This window comes from Ewingella americana, from assembly GCF_006438725.1.
Classification (GTDB): Bacteria; Pseudomonadota; Gammaproteobacteria; order Enterobacterales; family Enterobacteriaceae; genus Ewingella; species Ewingella americana_A.
The window spans coordinates 219,614-235,075 of record NZ_RCZD01000007.1 but is presented as its reverse complement, the minus strand read 5'-3'; the positions used below and the strand labels follow the sequence as shown (position 1 = coordinate 235,075).

Annotated in this window: 17 protein-coding genes; 3 read left to right on the top strand and 14 right to left on the bottom strand. The window is 53.7% G+C overall.

What is annotated here, in order from left to right:
• Window positions 1–19: 19 nt before the first annotated feature.
• The 6 genes from hemW to EAH77_RS14730 form a co-directional block, all read right to left on the bottom strand.
• Entirely contained in the window at window positions 20–1,156 is a 1,137-nt protein-coding gene (gene hemW, locus EAH77_RS14755) for a radical SAM family heme chaperone HemW (protein ID WP_140473554.1), read from the bottom strand.
• Window positions 1,149–1,757 (bottom strand): RdgB/HAM1 family non-canonical purine NTP pyrophosphatase, encoded by a 609-nt coding sequence (gene rdgB / locus EAH77_RS14750; protein ID WP_140473553.1) that lies wholly within the window; start codon window positions 1,755–1,757, stop codon window positions 1,149–1,151. Before rdgB ends, hemW begins: the two co-directional genes overlap by 8 nt.
• 33 nt (window positions 1,758–1,790) lie before the next feature.
• Window positions 1,791–2,084: a DUF167 family protein YggU gene (yggU, locus tag EAH77_RS14745; RefSeq protein WP_241673469.1), complete on the bottom strand. Its 294-nt coding sequence runs from the start codon at window positions 2,082–2,084 to the stop codon at window positions 1,791–1,793.
• Window positions 2,081–2,635: a YggT family protein gene (locus tag EAH77_RS14740; protein WP_140473551.1), complete on the bottom strand. Its 555-nt coding sequence runs from the start codon at window positions 2,633–2,635 to the stop codon at window positions 2,081–2,083. Before EAH77_RS14740 ends, yggU begins: the two co-directional genes overlap by 4 nt.
• Window positions 2,636–2,795: 160 nt before the next feature.
• Window positions 2,796–3,617, bottom strand: a complete 822-nt coding sequence (proC, locus tag EAH77_RS14735) for a pyrroline-5-carboxylate reductase (protein WP_140473550.1) — start codon at window positions 3,615–3,617, stop codon at window positions 2,796–2,798.
• A gap of 51 nt (window positions 3,618–3,668) precedes the next feature.
• Window positions 3,669–4,379: a YggS family pyridoxal phosphate-dependent enzyme gene (locus EAH77_RS14730; RefSeq protein ID WP_140473549.1), complete on the bottom strand. Its 711-nt coding sequence runs from the start codon at window positions 4,377–4,379 to the stop codon at window positions 3,669–3,671.
• A gap of 21 nt (window positions 4,380–4,400) precedes the next feature.
• Here EAH77_RS14730 and EAH77_RS14725 point away from each other — a divergent pair, with 21 nt between their 5' ends.
• Window positions 4,401–5,450 (top strand): type IV pilus twitching motility protein PilT, encoded by a 1,050-nt coding sequence (locus EAH77_RS14725; protein WP_140473548.1) that lies wholly within the window; start codon window positions 4,401–4,403, stop codon window positions 5,448–5,450.
• Here the strand turns inward: EAH77_RS14725 and ruvX are convergent.
• The 8 genes from ruvX to metK all read right to left on the bottom strand — a co-directional run bounded on the left by ruvX (window position 5,386) and on the right by metK (window position 12,602).
• A complete protein-coding gene (gene ruvX, locus EAH77_RS14720) occupies window positions 5,386–5,835 on the bottom strand; it encodes a Holliday junction resolvase RuvX (RefSeq protein WP_140473547.1) in 450 nt (149 codons plus the stop codon). The genes EAH77_RS14725 and ruvX overlap by 65 nt on opposite strands.
• Window positions 5,835–6,398, bottom strand: a complete 564-nt coding sequence (locus EAH77_RS14715; RefSeq protein ID WP_140473546.1) for a YqgE/AlgH family protein — start codon at window positions 6,396–6,398, stop codon at window positions 5,835–5,837. The genes ruvX and EAH77_RS14715 overlap by 1 nt, the downstream gene beginning before the upstream one ends.
• A gap of 74 nt (window positions 6,399–6,472) precedes the next feature.
• The gene (gene gshB / locus EAH77_RS14710; RefSeq protein ID WP_140473545.1) at window positions 6,473–7,423 is read right to left on the bottom strand and encodes a glutathione synthase; all 951 of its coding nucleotides are present in this window, start codon (window positions 7,421–7,423) and stop codon (window positions 6,473–6,475) included.
• A gap of 11 nt (window positions 7,424–7,434) precedes the next feature.
• Window positions 7,435–8,166 carry a 16S rRNA (uracil(1498)-N(3))-methyltransferase gene (gene rsmE, locus EAH77_RS14705; RefSeq protein WP_140473544.1) on the bottom strand — a complete coding sequence of 244 codons (732 nt, stop codon included), beginning with the start codon at window positions 8,164–8,166 and terminating at the stop codon, window positions 7,435–7,437.
• 99 nt (window positions 8,167–8,265) lie between these two features.
• Window positions 8,266–8,970 carry a deoxyribonuclease I gene (gene endA, locus EAH77_RS14700; RefSeq protein WP_140473543.1) on the bottom strand — a complete coding sequence of 235 codons (705 nt, stop codon included), beginning with the start codon at window positions 8,968–8,970 and terminating at the stop codon, window positions 8,266–8,268.
• A gap of 99 nt (window positions 8,971–9,069) precedes the next feature.
• Window positions 9,070–9,585 carry a SprT family zinc-dependent metalloprotease gene (locus EAH77_RS14695; protein WP_140473602.1) on the bottom strand — a complete coding sequence of 172 codons (516 nt, stop codon included), beginning with the start codon at window positions 9,583–9,585 and terminating at the stop codon, window positions 9,070–9,072.
• An 86-nt stretch (window positions 9,586–9,671) separates the two neighbouring features.
• Window positions 9,672–11,066 carry a sugar porter family MFS transporter gene (locus EAH77_RS14690; RefSeq protein WP_140473542.1) on the bottom strand — a complete coding sequence of 465 codons (1,395 nt, stop codon included), beginning with the start codon at window positions 11,064–11,066 and terminating at the stop codon, window positions 9,672–9,674.
• Between the two features lie 384 nt (window positions 11,067–11,450).
• On the bottom strand, window positions 11,451–12,602 hold the full coding sequence (metK, locus tag EAH77_RS14685) for a methionine adenosyltransferase (protein ID WP_140473541.1): 1,152 nt from the start codon (window positions 12,600–12,602) through the stop codon (window positions 11,451–11,453).
• A gap of 710 nt (window positions 12,603–13,312) precedes the next feature.
• Here metK and EAH77_RS25145 point away from each other — a divergent pair.
• Window positions 13,313–13,471, top strand: a complete 159-nt coding sequence (locus EAH77_RS25145; protein WP_161985804.1) for a hypothetical protein — start codon at window positions 13,313–13,315, stop codon at window positions 13,469–13,471.
• Window positions 13,464–15,446, top strand: a complete 1,983-nt coding sequence (gene speA, locus EAH77_RS14680) for a biosynthetic arginine decarboxylase (RefSeq protein ID WP_140473540.1) — start codon at window positions 13,464–13,466, stop codon at window positions 15,444–15,446. Before EAH77_RS25145 ends, speA begins: the two co-directional genes overlap by 8 nt.
• The last annotated feature ends 16 nt before the right edge of the window (window positions 15,447–15,462 follow it).

Here is a 15,462-nt window from a genome sequence, read left to right as displayed (position 1 = left end):
AGCCATTTTTAGTTTGCTATCACTCGTCCAAAAACAGTTCCAGCAGGGAGTTCAGGAATAACTTGCCATGCTGGGTGATCTGCCAGTGCAAATCGGTTTCCAGCAGATAATTTTTCGCGATAGCTTCATCAAGCTGAGCGCGGATCACGCTTTCGTCCAGACCGGTATAAATCGCAAACTCTTCACGTGGCGCGGCTTCCAGCAGACGGAAACGGTTCATAAAAAACTCAAACGGTAGCTCGCTGATTTCTACCGCATGTTGTTTATCCATATAGCGGCCCTGCATATAGCCACGCGGATGTTTGGTTTTCACCGTCCGCAGGATCTGCCCGTCGGGCTGGGTCAGCTTGCCATGGGCACCGCAGCCAATGCCCAGATAATCGCCAAAACGCCAGTAGTTCAGGTTGTGCTGACACTGATAGCCCGGTTTGGCATAGGCCGAGGTTTCGTATTGCTGATAACCCGCTGCGGTCAGCAACTGATCACCCTGCTCGAAAATATCCCACAGCGCGTCGTCGTCCGGCAGTTTAGGCGGGCGCGAAGCGTACATCGTATTGGGCTCGATAGTCAGCTGATACCATGACAAATGCGGCGGGTTGAGCGCAATGGCCTGACGTAAATCGTCCAGCGCCTCTTCCAGCGTCTGATCCGGCAAGCCGTGCATTAAATCGAGATTAAAACTGCGCAGATTCAGGTCGGTCGCCAGATGCGCGGCGCGTTTGGCCTCTTCCGGGCCGTGAATGCGCCCCAGACGCTCCAGTTTCTGCGCACTAAAACTTTGTACGCCAATGGAAATACGGTTCACGCCCGCCCGCTGGTAGGCGCTGAAGCGGTCTGCTTCGACGGTGCCGGGATTGGCTTCCATGGTAATTTCAGCGTCAGCGGCCAGCGGCAGACGGGCGCGCACGCCGTCGAGCAGGTTTTGCATGGCTGTTGCACTGAGCAAACTGGGGGTTCCGCCGCCGATGAAAATTGTCTTCACCTCGCGCCCGGCGGCCAGATGCAAATCGGCATCCAGATCGGCCAGTAAGTGCATCACATAATCGTCATGCGGCACTTCGCCTTTCAGCGCGTGTGAATTGAAGTCGCAGTACGGGCATTTCTGCACGCACCACGGAATATGGATGTAAAGACTCAGCGGCGGTAACTTACGCATTATTAAGTGATTTCTCTTTCATAGCGTCTAACAGTAATTTCAGTGCCTGGCCGCGGTGCGACACCGCGCTTTTCTCTTCGCGGGTTAGTTCAGCGGCGGACTTACCGAGCGCCGGAACCTGGAAGATCGGGTCATAGCCAAAGCCGCCTTTTCCCGCTTCAGCAAACAGAATTTCGCCATCCCAACTGCCGTGGCAGACCAGCGGCGTCGGATCTTCAGCATGGCGCATATACACCAGTACGCAATGGAATTGCGCGCTGCGCTGGCCTTGCGGGACGTCTTTTAACGTCACCAGCAGCTTGTCGAGGTTTTGCTGGTCGCTGGCGTCAACACCGGCGTAGCGGGCGGAATAAATTCCTGGCGCACCGCCAAGCACATCAACGGCCAGACCGGAGTCATCGGCAATGGCGGGCAGGCCGGTGATGGCGGCAGCATGGCGCGCTTTCAGGATGGCGTTTTCGATGAAGGTCAGGCCGGTTTCTTCGGCGGAGTCCACGCCGAGTTCGGTTTGTGCGACTACGTCGAGGCCGAAATCAGCCAGAAGATGAGCGAGCTCACGAACTTTACCGGCGTTGCCGGTAGCTAAAACGACTTTTTGCATAAAATAACGTCCTGAAGACCATCTGGAGTGAATTTATTCAGCGAGCAGTATCGCGACCTCAGTCGGGATATTTTGCGGATTCGTAATGCGGACTTGTTTATGGCGGCCCAGCTCGCCCTTTTCAATGCAGACCTGACTTTTGGCGACTTTAAACTGTTTGGCGAGATATTTCACCAGATGCGAATTGGCCTGGCCGTCTACCGGCGGGGCGGTGATGGCGACTTTAAATTCGTCGCCATGCAATCCCACCAGGCTGTCGCGGCTGGCTTTGGGCTGGATAACCAACCGCAGAACCAGCGCATCAGCCTGCCAGCAAACCGGACTCAGAGCAGGAACCACAGCTCACCCAGCATATCCATGCCCAGATAGTTCAGCATATACAGGATAAGGATCACGATCATCGCCGAGAAATCGATACCGCCCATCGCCGGCAGAAAACGACGGATAGGCGACATCAGCGGCTCAGTCAACTGCATCAGTACATAATCCATTGGGCCACGCCCCTGACTGACCCAACTCATCAGCGAGCGGATAATAATCAGCCAGAACACCAGATACCCGGCGGACTTCACCAGCGAAATCAGACCGAACAGCAGGTTATACGGACTGAGCGATATTCCCCCACCCTGAATCAACAGCAGCAGTGGATATTTTACCGTCATCAGCAGGAAGGCCAGCAGCAACGATGAGCTGTCAATCGGCCCCAGAGGAGGAATAACCCGGCGCATTGGCCCGATAATCGGCTGAGTAATTTTCACCACAAACTGCGAGAACGGATTGTAAAAATCGGTGCGCGCCCACTGCATCCAGATGCGCAGCAGTAAAACCATGACGTAGAGGTCAATCAGTGTCTTGACCAGAAAAGTCAGCGTAAGCATATATCCCCTTTGCCCTTCATCCTTCGAGCTGCCTCTGCGTTGGCTGTCTTCGCGAACCCTGGTCACATACTGATGTATGCTCCCAGGGGATTCACTCAGTTGCCGCCTTGATGCAACCCGAATGATTTTGGGCATGAATGTTTTTATTAATCGTTCTAAATCAGAACTGTTTTTCCATTTCCTGCGCGCGGGTAATGGCGGCCTGCATGGCCTCGGAAACGATCTTCGGTAATTTATGGTCGGTGAAAACTTTCAGTGCTTCAAAGGTGGTGCCGCCTTTGGAGGTCACATTCTCACGCAGTTGTGACAGCGGCGTGTCCGGGCTGGCGGCTACCAGCGCCGTTGCACCGCTGGCGGCTTGTTCTACCAGCATACGCGCCGTTTCTGTACTGAATCCTAAACGTTCAGCTTCGGCTTGCATAGCTTCCATAAACAGGAAGAAATAGGCCGGTGCGCTGCCTGCGGCGGCAATAATATGGTTGATGCCCTCTTCGGTATCAACCCAGCAGACTTTGCCAACCGCTGTCATCAGTTCGCCGCTGTAATCGCGGTCTGGCTGAGACACTTGTTCCGGCGCATAAAGCCCGCTCATGCCTTGCCCAACTAAGGATGGCGTGTTCGGCATAATACGCACGATATTCAGTTTGTTGCCCAGCAGTTCGCAGAAGCGCGCGACGCTGATGCCTGCGGCAATCGACAGTACCAGTTTACCGCTGAAATCCACCTCTTTTTGCAGTGCTTTACATACGTCGGCCATCAATTGCGGTTTCACCGCCAGCACCACGACATCCGCTTCCTGCGCACAGGCAATATTGTTATCACTGCTTTTTACGCCATATTTCGACGCCAGCGGGTCACGGTTTTTGCCTGAAGGGGCGCAGACGCTGATCAATTTTGCCGGATAGCCACTTTCAACCAGACCAGAAATAATGGCCCCCGCCATGTTACCGGCGCCGATAAAACATAATTTTCGATGTTGCATGGTGCTCCTTCGTTAAATTTGAGGTCTGTCTGGATATGGGGATGAATTTGCTTAAGCGTAGTCACGCGCACCAAATATCGCGGTGCCAATTCGCACCATCGTACTGCCCGCCGCGATGGCGGCAGGCATATCGTCGGTCATGCCCATCGACAGCGTGTCGAGCTGCGGATATCGCGCCCTGAGCGCATCAAAGGCGCTGCGCATCTGGCTGAAAACGGCCAACTGACGCTGATAATCATGCTCAATGGCTGGGATGGCCATCAGGCCGCGCAGGGTCAGGCGCGGCATCTGGCTTATCTGATCGGCCAGCACATCAACATCGCTCAGCGCAATACCGGATTTACTGGCTTCATCGCTGATATTTACCTGAATCAGCACCTGCAAGGGCGGCAGGTTTTCCGGGCGCTGTTCATTCAGGCGCTGGGCGATTTTCAGGCGGTCAACCGTATGGCACCAGTCAAAATTCTCTGCCACCAAACGGCTTTTATTCGATTGCAGCGGGCCGATAAAGTGCCAGGTCAGTGCGGGCTGATGCCCGGCAAAGTGCGCAATCTTGTCCACGCCTTCCTGAACATAGTTTTCACCGAATGCCAGTTGACCGGCAGCGATCGCTTCTTCGACAGCGCTCGCAGGTTTGGTTTTGCTGACTGCAAGCAACGTAATTTCTTCCAGAGGCCGCTCGCAGCGCTGTGCAGCGGCTGCGATTTGCTCGCGAACATCCTGTAAGTTCTTACCAATAGTGTGTGGCTGGCTAAGGCTCATAGTGGCTCAGGAGATTTCAAAATGGATATCGATGAATTTGTGGAGCTTAGTGTAAAGCAAAATGCCTCCGATCTGCACCTTTGCGCCGGGCATCTGCCGATGTTGCGAAGCCAGGGCGAGTTAAGGCATCTGGAGAATGCAGTTAAAATCACCGTGGAAAACATGCAGTGGCTAAGTGACACCTGGCTGGAACCCGCACAGCGTGCCGAATTACAGCATAAAGGCCAGACGGACAGCGCGATTACGCTGGCCAACGGGTTACGTCTGCGGGTGAATTTTTTCAGACAACTGCATGGGATCTCAGCCGCATTGCGCCGTGTGCCGCAGCGTTGTCCGCAGCTGGAACAGCTTCAGGTCCCCCCGGTAGTGGCAAATCTTACTGAATGTGAAGATGGCCTGATCCTGGTGACCGGTGCGACCGGCAGCGGCAAATCGACCACGCTGGCGGCAATGATTGACCACCTCAACCGCAGCTGCGCCCGGCATATTATTACGCTGGAGGACCCGATTGAATTTATTCACAGCAGCCAGCGGTGCCTTATTCAACAGCGTGAACTGGGTAGGCATACAGACTCCTTTAGCGATGCGGTTCGCGGTGCACTGCGGGAAGACCCGGACGTCTTGCTGCTCGGCGAGCTGCGTGATGCTGACAGTATCCGGCTGGCATTGACTGCGGCGGAAACCGGGCATCTGGTATTGGCAACGTTGCATACCCGTAACGCCACGCAGGCGGTTGACCGGCTGGTGGATGTATTTCCGGCAGAGGAGAAAGGTTTTGTTCGTGCGCAGCTGGCAGGCAGCCTGCGCGGTATCGTTGCGCAGAAATTGATATTGGGAAGCGCGGGGGAAAGGGTGGCGCTGTTTGAAGTGCTGACCTCCACGCCTGCGGTGGGGAATTTAATCCGCGAAGGCAAGACGCATCAGCTGGTGGATATTTTGCAAACCGGCTCGAAGGCCGGTATGCAAACCTTTGAACAGAGCCGGTTACAGCGTATTGCCAGCGGGCTTATTTCTGAGGTGACTCCGCCGCTGGCTGGCTCCATTGCTTCTCAAACCAGCTTTCCAGAATGATCACTGCAGAAGCTGCATCCACGCTGCCTTTGTCGAGTGCGCGGAAACCACCACGGTCGAACAGTTCAGCGCGGGCTTCGACGGTGCTCAGGCGTTCGTCATGCAGTTCAACCTGCACCCCAAAGCGACCATGTAAGCGGTTGGCAAATTTGCGGGCGCGGGCGGTCAGGGGTTGTTCGGTGCCGTCCATGTTCAGCGGCAGGCCAACCACCACCACGTCCGGTAACCACTCTTTGAGCAGTTTCTCGATCTTCTGCCAGTCCGGGGTGCCGTCCTGCGCTTTGAACGAGGTCAGGGGACGGGCGGTCCCCGTGACTTCCTGGCCAATCGCCAGCCCGATACTTTTGGTGCCGAAATCAAAGGCAAATACGGTGCGGTTAGCCATTATGCACGACCTGCGTGGGTGGCGAGCTGGCCGACATCGATGCCGATCATTTTTGCGGCTTCACGCCAGCGGTCAGCGATGGGTGTGCGGAACAAAATATCGCTGCTGGCTTCGATGGTCAGCCAGGCGTTATCCAGCAACTCTCTTTCCAACTGGCCCTGTTCCCATGCGGCATAGCCCAGCGCGACCAGCACGTCTTTAGGCTGTTCCGGCGTGCCCAGCGTTTCCAGTACATCTTTGGACGTGGTGATCATCGTGGTGTCTGAAATCTGAATGCTGGAGCCAAAACCACTGCGCGGTGTGTGCAAAATAAAACCGCGATCGTCTGCCAGTGGGCCGCCGGAAAACACCGGGCGATCGAGACGGATAGCCGGATCGCGTGGGGTGGGGGTGATCTCCAGCTTGTCGAGTACGTTCTCGATGGTGAAATCTTCCACCAGTTTATTAATTACCAGACCCATTGCGCCATCTTCATTATGTTCGCAGATATACACAACAGAACGTTTGAACTGGGGTTCATCCAGCCCAGGCATCGCAATGAGAAAGTGATGTTGTAGATTCATGGTATGCAGGATGGTTAACCTCAGAAAAATGATGGCGTAATAAAATTACGCCATTAGACAGAACGTTAAATAAATTAACGGTGTGCGAGACGTTTTTCGATCGCGTCCATCAGCATACCGGTGACGGAAATCGGGAATGCGGCTTCGATTTCACGCGCACAGGTCGGGCTGGTGACGTTGATTTCAGTCAGGCGGTCGCCAATGATGTCCAGACCGACAAAAATCAGCCCTTTTTCTTTCAGCACCGGTGCCACTTTACGGGCAATCGCCCAGTCGCTCTCGGTCAGTGGACGCGCTTCGCCACGGCCACCGGCAGCCAGATTACCACGGGTTTCGCCCTGTGCCGGAATGCGTGCCAGGCAGTAAGGCACCGGTTCGCCGTCGACCACCAGCACGCGTTTGTCACCGTCTTTAATCGCCGGCAAATAATTCTGCGCCATACAGAAACGGCTACCGTGCTCGGTCAGGGTTTCGATGATCACTGACACGTTGGCATCTTCCGGCTTCAGACGGAAAATCGATGCGCCACCCATGCCATCGAGCGGCTTGAGGATCACGTCGGTGTGCTCTTTATGGAAAGCTTTCAACTGCGCAGAATTGCGAGTGACCAGCGTATCTGGGGTCAGTTCCGGGAACCAGGCGGTAAACAGCTTTTCGTTACAGTCACGCAGGCTCTGCGGTTTGTTAACGATCAGCGTGCCTTTTTCTTCGGCGCGCTCAAGGATATAAGTGGCATAGATAAATTCGGTATCAAACGGCGGGTCCTTACGCATCAGGATCACATCGAGTTCCTGCAGGGCGATGTCCTGCTCGGTGCCGAATTCATACCAGCCGTCGTAATCTTGCTTAACATTCAGTTTACGTGTCACTGCACGGCCTTCACCGCCGCGCAGATACAGAGAGTCCATCTCCATATAATGCAGTTCATAACCACGGCTTTGTGCTTCCAGCAACATCGCGAAGCTGGTGTCTTTTTTGATGTTAATGGACGAAATAGGGTCCATTACGATGCCAAGCTTGATCATTTGGTCTCCTCTTAACCCAGATCGCCGAAACGAACCTGTAAGGCCGTTATCGCGGTGAGTGCTGTAGTTTCTGTGCGCAGAACACGGGGTCCCAGCAGGATATCAGTAAATCCGTAACCGGAGGTCATTGCAATTTCTTCGGCGGACAAACCGCCTTCCGGGCCGATCAACAGACGAACGTGGGTCACCGGCAGCGGCAGGGTATTAATGCTGTGGCTGGCGCGCGGATGCAGGTTCAGTTTCAGGCTGTCGTCCTGCTCGGCACACCAGGCTTCAAGCTGCATCGCGGGGCGAATTTCTGGGATACGGTTTCGCCCGCACTGTTCGCAGGCAGCAATCGCAATCTTCTGCCATTGCTGCAATTTCTTCTCCAGACGTTCGCCGTCAAGTTTGACGCCGCAACGCTCGGAAAACAGTGGCGTAATGGTATTTACGCCCAGCTCAATAGATTTCTGAATGGTGAATTCCATCTTCTCGCCGCGCGAAATCACCTGCCCGAGATGCAGATTCAGCGGGGATTCATTATCAGCCACTACGCCTGCCGTTACGCTAACCTTGACGCTTTTCTTATCCACCTGAGTAATGGTGGCGTCGAACAGCTGATTGCTGCCGTCAAACAGCTGGATACTCTGGCCCGTTTGCATACGCAATACGCGGCCCGTGTGATTGGCAGCGTCTTCGCTCAGCGCAATCTCGCTGTTGTCGGTAATAGGTTGCGGGTGAAAAATGCGAGGTATGCGCATGTGGGGCAGCTGTCCTTAAAGTGTTGAAGTGGCTATTTTGGCGTTATTAGCCCGCGTTGTCGCGAGCTAATGTGCTCTGGTGATGTGTTTAATACTAAGTTAGCTTTTTCTCTGCGCACAAGCCTGCTGAACATAAAGATTATGATTCCCCTGCACGCTGGCGATGCGGTTGTCTCGCTCGCACTCCCAACCGGTGACTGGGTACTGGCGATCCCAGGCGGTGAACAGCTGCGTCTGCTGGCGGGATAAATTCAGCTGATAACGATCACGCATATAGAAATAGGTACGGGCAATCGCGCCGCGCGCTCTGGCAGGGGGCTCTGCCGCTTTTTCTTTGAAGTCGATTTTCATTTCGCAGCGTCCGTACTGGCCTTCGCCGCCGTTCCACTGGCTGTACATAAAGTTATTGCGGTCGCCGTTGACCTCGCCGATAGCAGGCTGAAGATTGTGCAGGTCCGTTTCGATCTGGCGGTAATCTTCATCTTTCGCACAGTTTTTTCGCCCGCCGTCCTGCCAGCACTGGCGTAAATGACCAAACTGCCAGGCCGGCATTACATGTTCCCACTCAATTCTGTTGGCACGTAATTCACTTTTTCGTACCTGATAGCCGCAGGATTTTAGATCCGGCGTGCCTTTTTTTCCCTGCCAGCTGATGTCGCATCCACAGTAAAACGTCTGCGCGCCCTGATTGACTTTTACGGCCTCGGCTTTGGCCTGAGTGAAGTTATTAATACCTTTGCTGAGTGCAGAGAGCGGAAGTAACGCGGTGAAGATAAGTGCTGAGACAACAATTTTGCGAGACATATTCCAAAACAACCTGATGCGAAAAGCACGCAGGGTAGCGGATACATCCTGGGGTGACAATCAGCGAAAGATGATTTTTATTGGTTAATAATCATACAATTAACCGTTGCCTTTGACGTTAAACCGTAACAGTTCCCCACAATGACGACAGCGATATTCAGCTTCTTTTCGCATAACCCGGTTATGGCGGCGCACGGTCAGTTGATGGTCCTGACAGGCACATAAATAGGGGTAAGTTTTGCTTTGTACCGAGGCGGTTTCGAATTTGTGGGTGCGGCTGGCACTGACGCCAAGCACATGCTCCATCATCCAACGCCACTCTTTACCGTGTGGCGCGGCAGCGCGGCCAAAACGTCGGTAAACCAGCAGATGCGCCAGTTCGTGGGGGACAACTTCATCGACAAAGGGCTGTTGATTCTCGGCCAGTAATACCGGGTTGAGCCGGATTTGCCAGTGTTGCAGGTAGGCACTGCCCGCACTGGTGCCGCGCTGCTGATAGCTGATTTCTGGTTCGGGGTAATCCGTACCGAAATGGGTATTGGCCAGCTGGAGTTTTTCCCGCAGGCAGCGCATGACGGCTTGTTGCAGGGCAATGGGGAGTCGGGGGCTTTTCATCAGGCGAAGAATAAATCGGGCAGGGGGGAGATGCAATAACTGGGGGCGTTTTATCGCCCCCAGCCGTACTGACATATTCTCTGAACTTACTTACCGATGTCGCGCAGCGGTTCGCCTTTCATCAGATTGCGTTCGATGTGTTCCAGAGACACATTCTTCGTCTCAGGGATCAGCGCAATGGTGATGAAGATGAACACCACGTTCAGCGCTGCGTATACCCAGAAGGTATTGGCGTTGCCGAGGGTTTCTAGCATGGTCAGGAAGGTTGCGCCGACAATCATGTTGGCGATCCAATTGGTTGTTGTGGAGACGGTGATACCGAAGTCACGGCCGCGCAGCGGTTGGATTTCAGAGCACAGTACCCAGATCAGCGGGCCGGCACTCATGGCGAAACCGACGATGAACATCAGCAGCATCGCGATGGAGAAGTATTTCGCCACGTCAGATTCCACGCCAATGTGCAGCATGGTACCCAAGATACCCATGCCAACCGCCATCACCAGGAAGCCCAGTTTAAGGGTCGGTTTACGGCCCCAACGATCCACCAGGCCAATGGCAATAAAGGTCGCCAGTACGTTAACGATACCGACGATCACCGTGCCCCACATCTGTTGAGAGGTGCTGGCGAAACCGGCAATACCAAAGATTTTCGGTGCGTAATACATGATGACATTCATACCGGTGAACTGTTGCATAACCTGCAACAGGATGCCGAGGTATACCGCACGACGGAAGTTTGTATTGCTGGTGAACAGGCCCCAGCCACTCTGTTTAATCTTCAGGCTTTCACGGATTTCATCCAGCTCGCTTTTCGCCTGGGCGGTGGAATCACGCAGTTTTTCCAGCACACGGCGGGCTTTATCATCGTTGCCACGGGCGGCCAGCCAACGCGGGCTGTCAGGCAGGAAGAACACGCCAATCAGCAGCAGCAGTGCCGGCAGGGTGATAACGCCCAGCATCCAGCGCCATTCGCCGGTATAACTGAAGCCGGTGTCGGACAGATAGGCTGCCAAAATACCGATGGTGATCATCAACTGGTACATGGAAATCATGCTGCCACGAATTTTTTCTGGTGCGATTTCCGACAGATAAACCGGGGCGGTATAAGAGGCGATACCCACAGCCAGACCCAGTAACACACGAGCGACAATCAGCACCTCGGTATTTGGCGCGAAGGCTGAACACAGCGAACCGACCACAAACAGCACGGCACCAATCATCAGGCTATATTTACGGCCCAGACGGAAGTTGAGCCAGCCACTGCCGATGGCACCGACAGCGGCACCAAACATCATTGAGCTGACGACCCACTCTTGCTGATGGCTGGTTATCTGGAATTCATGACTGATGAAGGGAAGAGCACCAGCAATGACGCCGATATCCAGCCCGAACAACAGGCCAGCCAGTGCGGCGAGAAAACAAACAAAGAAAGTGACGCTTTTATTCGAGCGTTTCTTTTTGCCATACGTTGAGTTACTCATCCTGCCTCCAAAAGATAGCAATAATGCTTAGCTTGTTATGTTATTTGCCCTGACCCCGGTTGAAAGTGCGCCAGATCACAGAGTTGTAATCGCTTACACTTAATGCTTGGAAAGCATCTCAGTGGTGAGAAGCTTTTACGGGATATAGCCGGGCGGAAAGGGCTGCGGGGGGAGGGTAATACTTAATTTTTTGACTTGGATCAATCAAATTACGTATTTTCTCTGGGGGGTATTACTTTAATCTATTAATTATAAACGAATTATATTTTGTAATCGTTTTCATTCCACTCTGATTGCTTGCTTAAATGTCATCGTTAAAATGCAGGTAATAAAAAACCCCGCCAAAATGGCAGGGTTTTTTTAAGGTCCGACGCAGCGCTGAAATTACACGCCGGCAGCGTCGCGCAGCTGTTCGGCACGGTCGGTTTTTTCCCAAGGGAAATGTTCGCGACCAAAGTGACCGTAGGCAGCGGTTTCTTTGTAGATAGGGTGCAGAAGATCCATCATCTGAATCAAACCGTATGGGCGCAGGTCGAAGAACTCGCGTACCAGCAGAGTCAATTGCTCGTTGGAAATTTTACCGGTACCGAAGGTTTCCACCATGATGGAAGTCGGTTCTGCCACGCCGATGGCGTAAGAGACCTGGATTTCGCAACGGTCAGCCAGACCGGCAGCCACGATGTTTTTCGCGACATAACGTGCCGCGTAAGCTGCTGAACGGTCAACTTTCGACGGATCTTTACCTGAGAACGCACCGCCACCGTGACGCGCCATGCCGCCGTAGGTATCCACGATGATTTTACGGCCGGTCAGACCGCAGTCACCCATTGGTCCGCCGATAACAAAACGGCCCGTCGGGTTGATGTGGTATTTAGTTCCGGCATTCAGCCACTCGGCAGGCAGCACGGGTTTGATGATCTCTTCCATCACCGCTTCCTGCAGATCTTTCAGCCCAATCTCTTCAGAGTGTTGAGTAGACAGCACAACGGCGTCGATACCGACAATTTTGCCGTCCTCATACTGGAAGGTGACCTGGCTTTTTGCATCAGGACGCAACCACGACAAAATACCTGCTTTACGCACTTCAGCCTGACGCTGCACCAGACGGTGTGCGTAGGTGATCGGGGCTGGCATCAGTACGTCAGTTTCGTTGGTTGCATAACCAAACATCAAGCCCTGGTCGCCTGCGCCTTGTTCCAGTGGATCTTGACGATCAACGCCCTGGTTGATATCCGGCGACTGTTTGCCGATGGCGCTCAGTACGGCGCAAGAGTTGGCATCGAAACCCATCTGAGAATTGACGTAGCCAATTTCGCGGATGGTCTGACGGGTGATTTCTTCTACGTCGACCCATGCGCTGGTGGTGATTTCACCCCCCACGAGGACCATGCCGGTTTTAACATAAGTTTCACATGCAACACGTGCTTTCGGGTCTTGTTCTAAAATCGCGTCCAGTACGGCATCGGAAATTTGGTCGGCGATTTTATCTGGATGTCCTTCTGAAACAGATTCGGACGTGAAGAGGTGTTTAGCCATTATGTTCTTTACCTTCATACGACGGGTTAGATATCACTGCAAAGCACTGGGGAGACTGGCAGATGAGGAGCTGTGCTCGCCATTGTCGCAATGCGTCCTGCATGTCCCCATAAGGCAAAGCCTTGAAGCAGTTCGACAGTCAATCCTTACAGTAGCTACGGACGGATTAACATCTGGACGGCTATTTTAGGATAGCAGAGGTTCTGAAAGCCAGTCATTTTTGTGATGAAGATGGCGTTATTGTGCGGCTTTGCAGTGATATTCACATATCGAAACCATCTGCGGCGCAATTTCATTTTGCAATTACAGCGGGTTGCCGGTATAAACGGCGCGCGCTATGACATTCATTACGGTCTGCGGCGTATTCCAGTGAATACTGTTCAGTCAGCTCGAATGCCCGCGGGTGATGCGTGGCACGTGTGGAGGTGGTTAGGTTAATGACCCACTTTTTACCGCTTGTTACATTTCAACAGCCTCTCCTGCAGACTCTAATCGGCCATGCAGCACTTCTATCAGAAAAAATTCTGTCATCCCTGCGATGTTATAAACAGCCTGACTATAGACAGGTCAGTTGCCGACATCTGCACGCTACTCAGTAACATCGGTCCGACTCATCATCGTATTCCCGACACAAAACTGACGTAACCTGCAACCTCTCGGGGCATTTACCCCTTTGGTTTCTCCTGACTCGTTATACGGAGTCTAACAACGTGTTTTACAATCATATGAGTGAAAAACAGTTCCGGGGCTGTGGCGCACAGGGTTTTATCCTGTCTGAAAGCCAGCCGTTCGGGTTGTTCTCACCTGTTGTTACTGCGATAGTGGCTGGCCATGTTGTCAGTGTAGAAAGAGGATTTACCTATGTCTGATGACATCCAGTCCCACCGTCCGTCACATGCGGGCGATTCTGTTTCTTTGCGCTCCATGCAGGAGGTTGCCGTGAACGATCGTGATGCCAGCAAAATGCTGCGCACTTACAACGTTGCCTATTGGGGTAACAATTATTATGACGTCAACGAACTGGGCCACATCAGTGTTTGCCCTGACCCTGACGTCCCGTCGGCCCGCGTGGATCTGGCGCAACTGGTGAAAGATATGCGTGAGCAGGACGGTCAACGTCTGCCAGCGCTATTCTGCTTCCCACAAATTTTACAGCACCGTCTGCGTTCGATTAATGCCGCCTTTAAACGTGCGCGTGAGTCGTTCGGCTACGAGGGTGACTACTTCCTGGTATATCCGATTAAGGTAAACCAGCATCGCCGCGTGATTGAGTCGCTGGTCGAATCCGGCGAACCGCTGGGTCTGGAAGCCGGTTCTAAAGCAGAACTGATGGCCGTACTGGCGCATGCAGGGATGACCCGCTCGGTGATCGTCTGTAACGGCTATAAAGACCGTGAATACATCCGTCTGGCACTGATCGGTGAGAAGCTTGGTCACAAGGTTTATCTGGTTATCGAGAAGATGACCGAAATTAAACTGGTGCTGGAAGAGGCCGAACGCCTGAATGTGACCCCGCGCCTCGGCGTGCGTGCGCGTCTGTCGTCTCAGGGCTCCGGCAAGTGGCAGTCAAGCGGTGGCGAAAAATCCAAATTTGGTCTGGCGGCCTCGCAGGTTCTGCAACTGGTGGAAATGCTGCGCGAAGCCAACCGCCTGGAAAGCTTGCAACTGCTGCACTTCCATCTCGGTTCCCAGTTATCAAATATCCGTGATATCTCAACCGGCGTGCGTGAATCTGCGCGTTTCTACGTTGAGTTACACAAGCTTGGCGTTAATATTCAGTGTTTTGACGTCGGCGGCGGTTTGGGCGTTGACTATGAAGGCACCCGTTCGCAGTCTGACTGCTCGGTCAACTATGGCCTGAACGAATACGCGAACAACGTGATTTGGGGGATCGGCGATGCCTGTAATGAGCACGGCCTGCCGCATCCGACCGTGATCACCGAGTCTGGCCGTGCGGTTACCGCGCACCATACGGTGCTGGTGTCCAACATCATCGGCGTTGAGCGCAATGAATTCCGTGACCCGATTGCCCCGGAAGAAGACGCACCGCGTGCGCTCGGCAGCATGTGGGATACCTGGAATGAAATGCACGATCCGGAAAATCGCCGCTCACTGCGCGAATGGCTGCATGACAGCCAGATGGACTTGCATGACGTCCACAGCCAGTACGCACACGGTATTTTGGATCTCACTCAGCGCGCCTGGGCGGAAGATATCTACCTGAATATCTGTAATAAGATTCAGGATCAGCTGGATCCAAGTAACCGTGCGCATCGTCCGATCATCGACGAGTTGCAAGAACGCATGGCGGACAAGCTGTACGTCAACTTCTCGTTGTTCCAGTCTATGCCGGATGCATGGGGTATCGATCAGCTGTTCCCGGTTCTGCCACTGGAAGGGTTGGATAAACCGCCGGTCGGCCGTGCCGTGCTGCTGGATATCACCTGTGACTCCGACGGGACTATCGATCACTACATCGACGGTGACGGCGTGGCAACCACTATGCCAATGCCGCCGTATGATCCGGAGAATCCGCCATTACTGGGCTTCTTTATGGTTGGCGCGTATCAGGAAATTCTCGGCAACATGCACAACCTGTTTGGTGATACTGCGGCGGTGGACGTGTTTGTCTTCCCTGACGGTAGCATCGAAGTGCAGCAATCCGATGAAGGCGACACCGTGGCCGACATGCTGGAGTACGTGCAGCTGGATCCGAACGTGTTGCTGACCCGCTTCCGTGATCAGGTAAAAGAAACCGATCTGGATGCCGATCTGCAGGCGCAGTTTGTCGAAGAGTTTGAAGCCGGTTTGTACGGTTACACCTATCTGGAAGAAGACGAGTAACCGCAGGCCCCTTTTT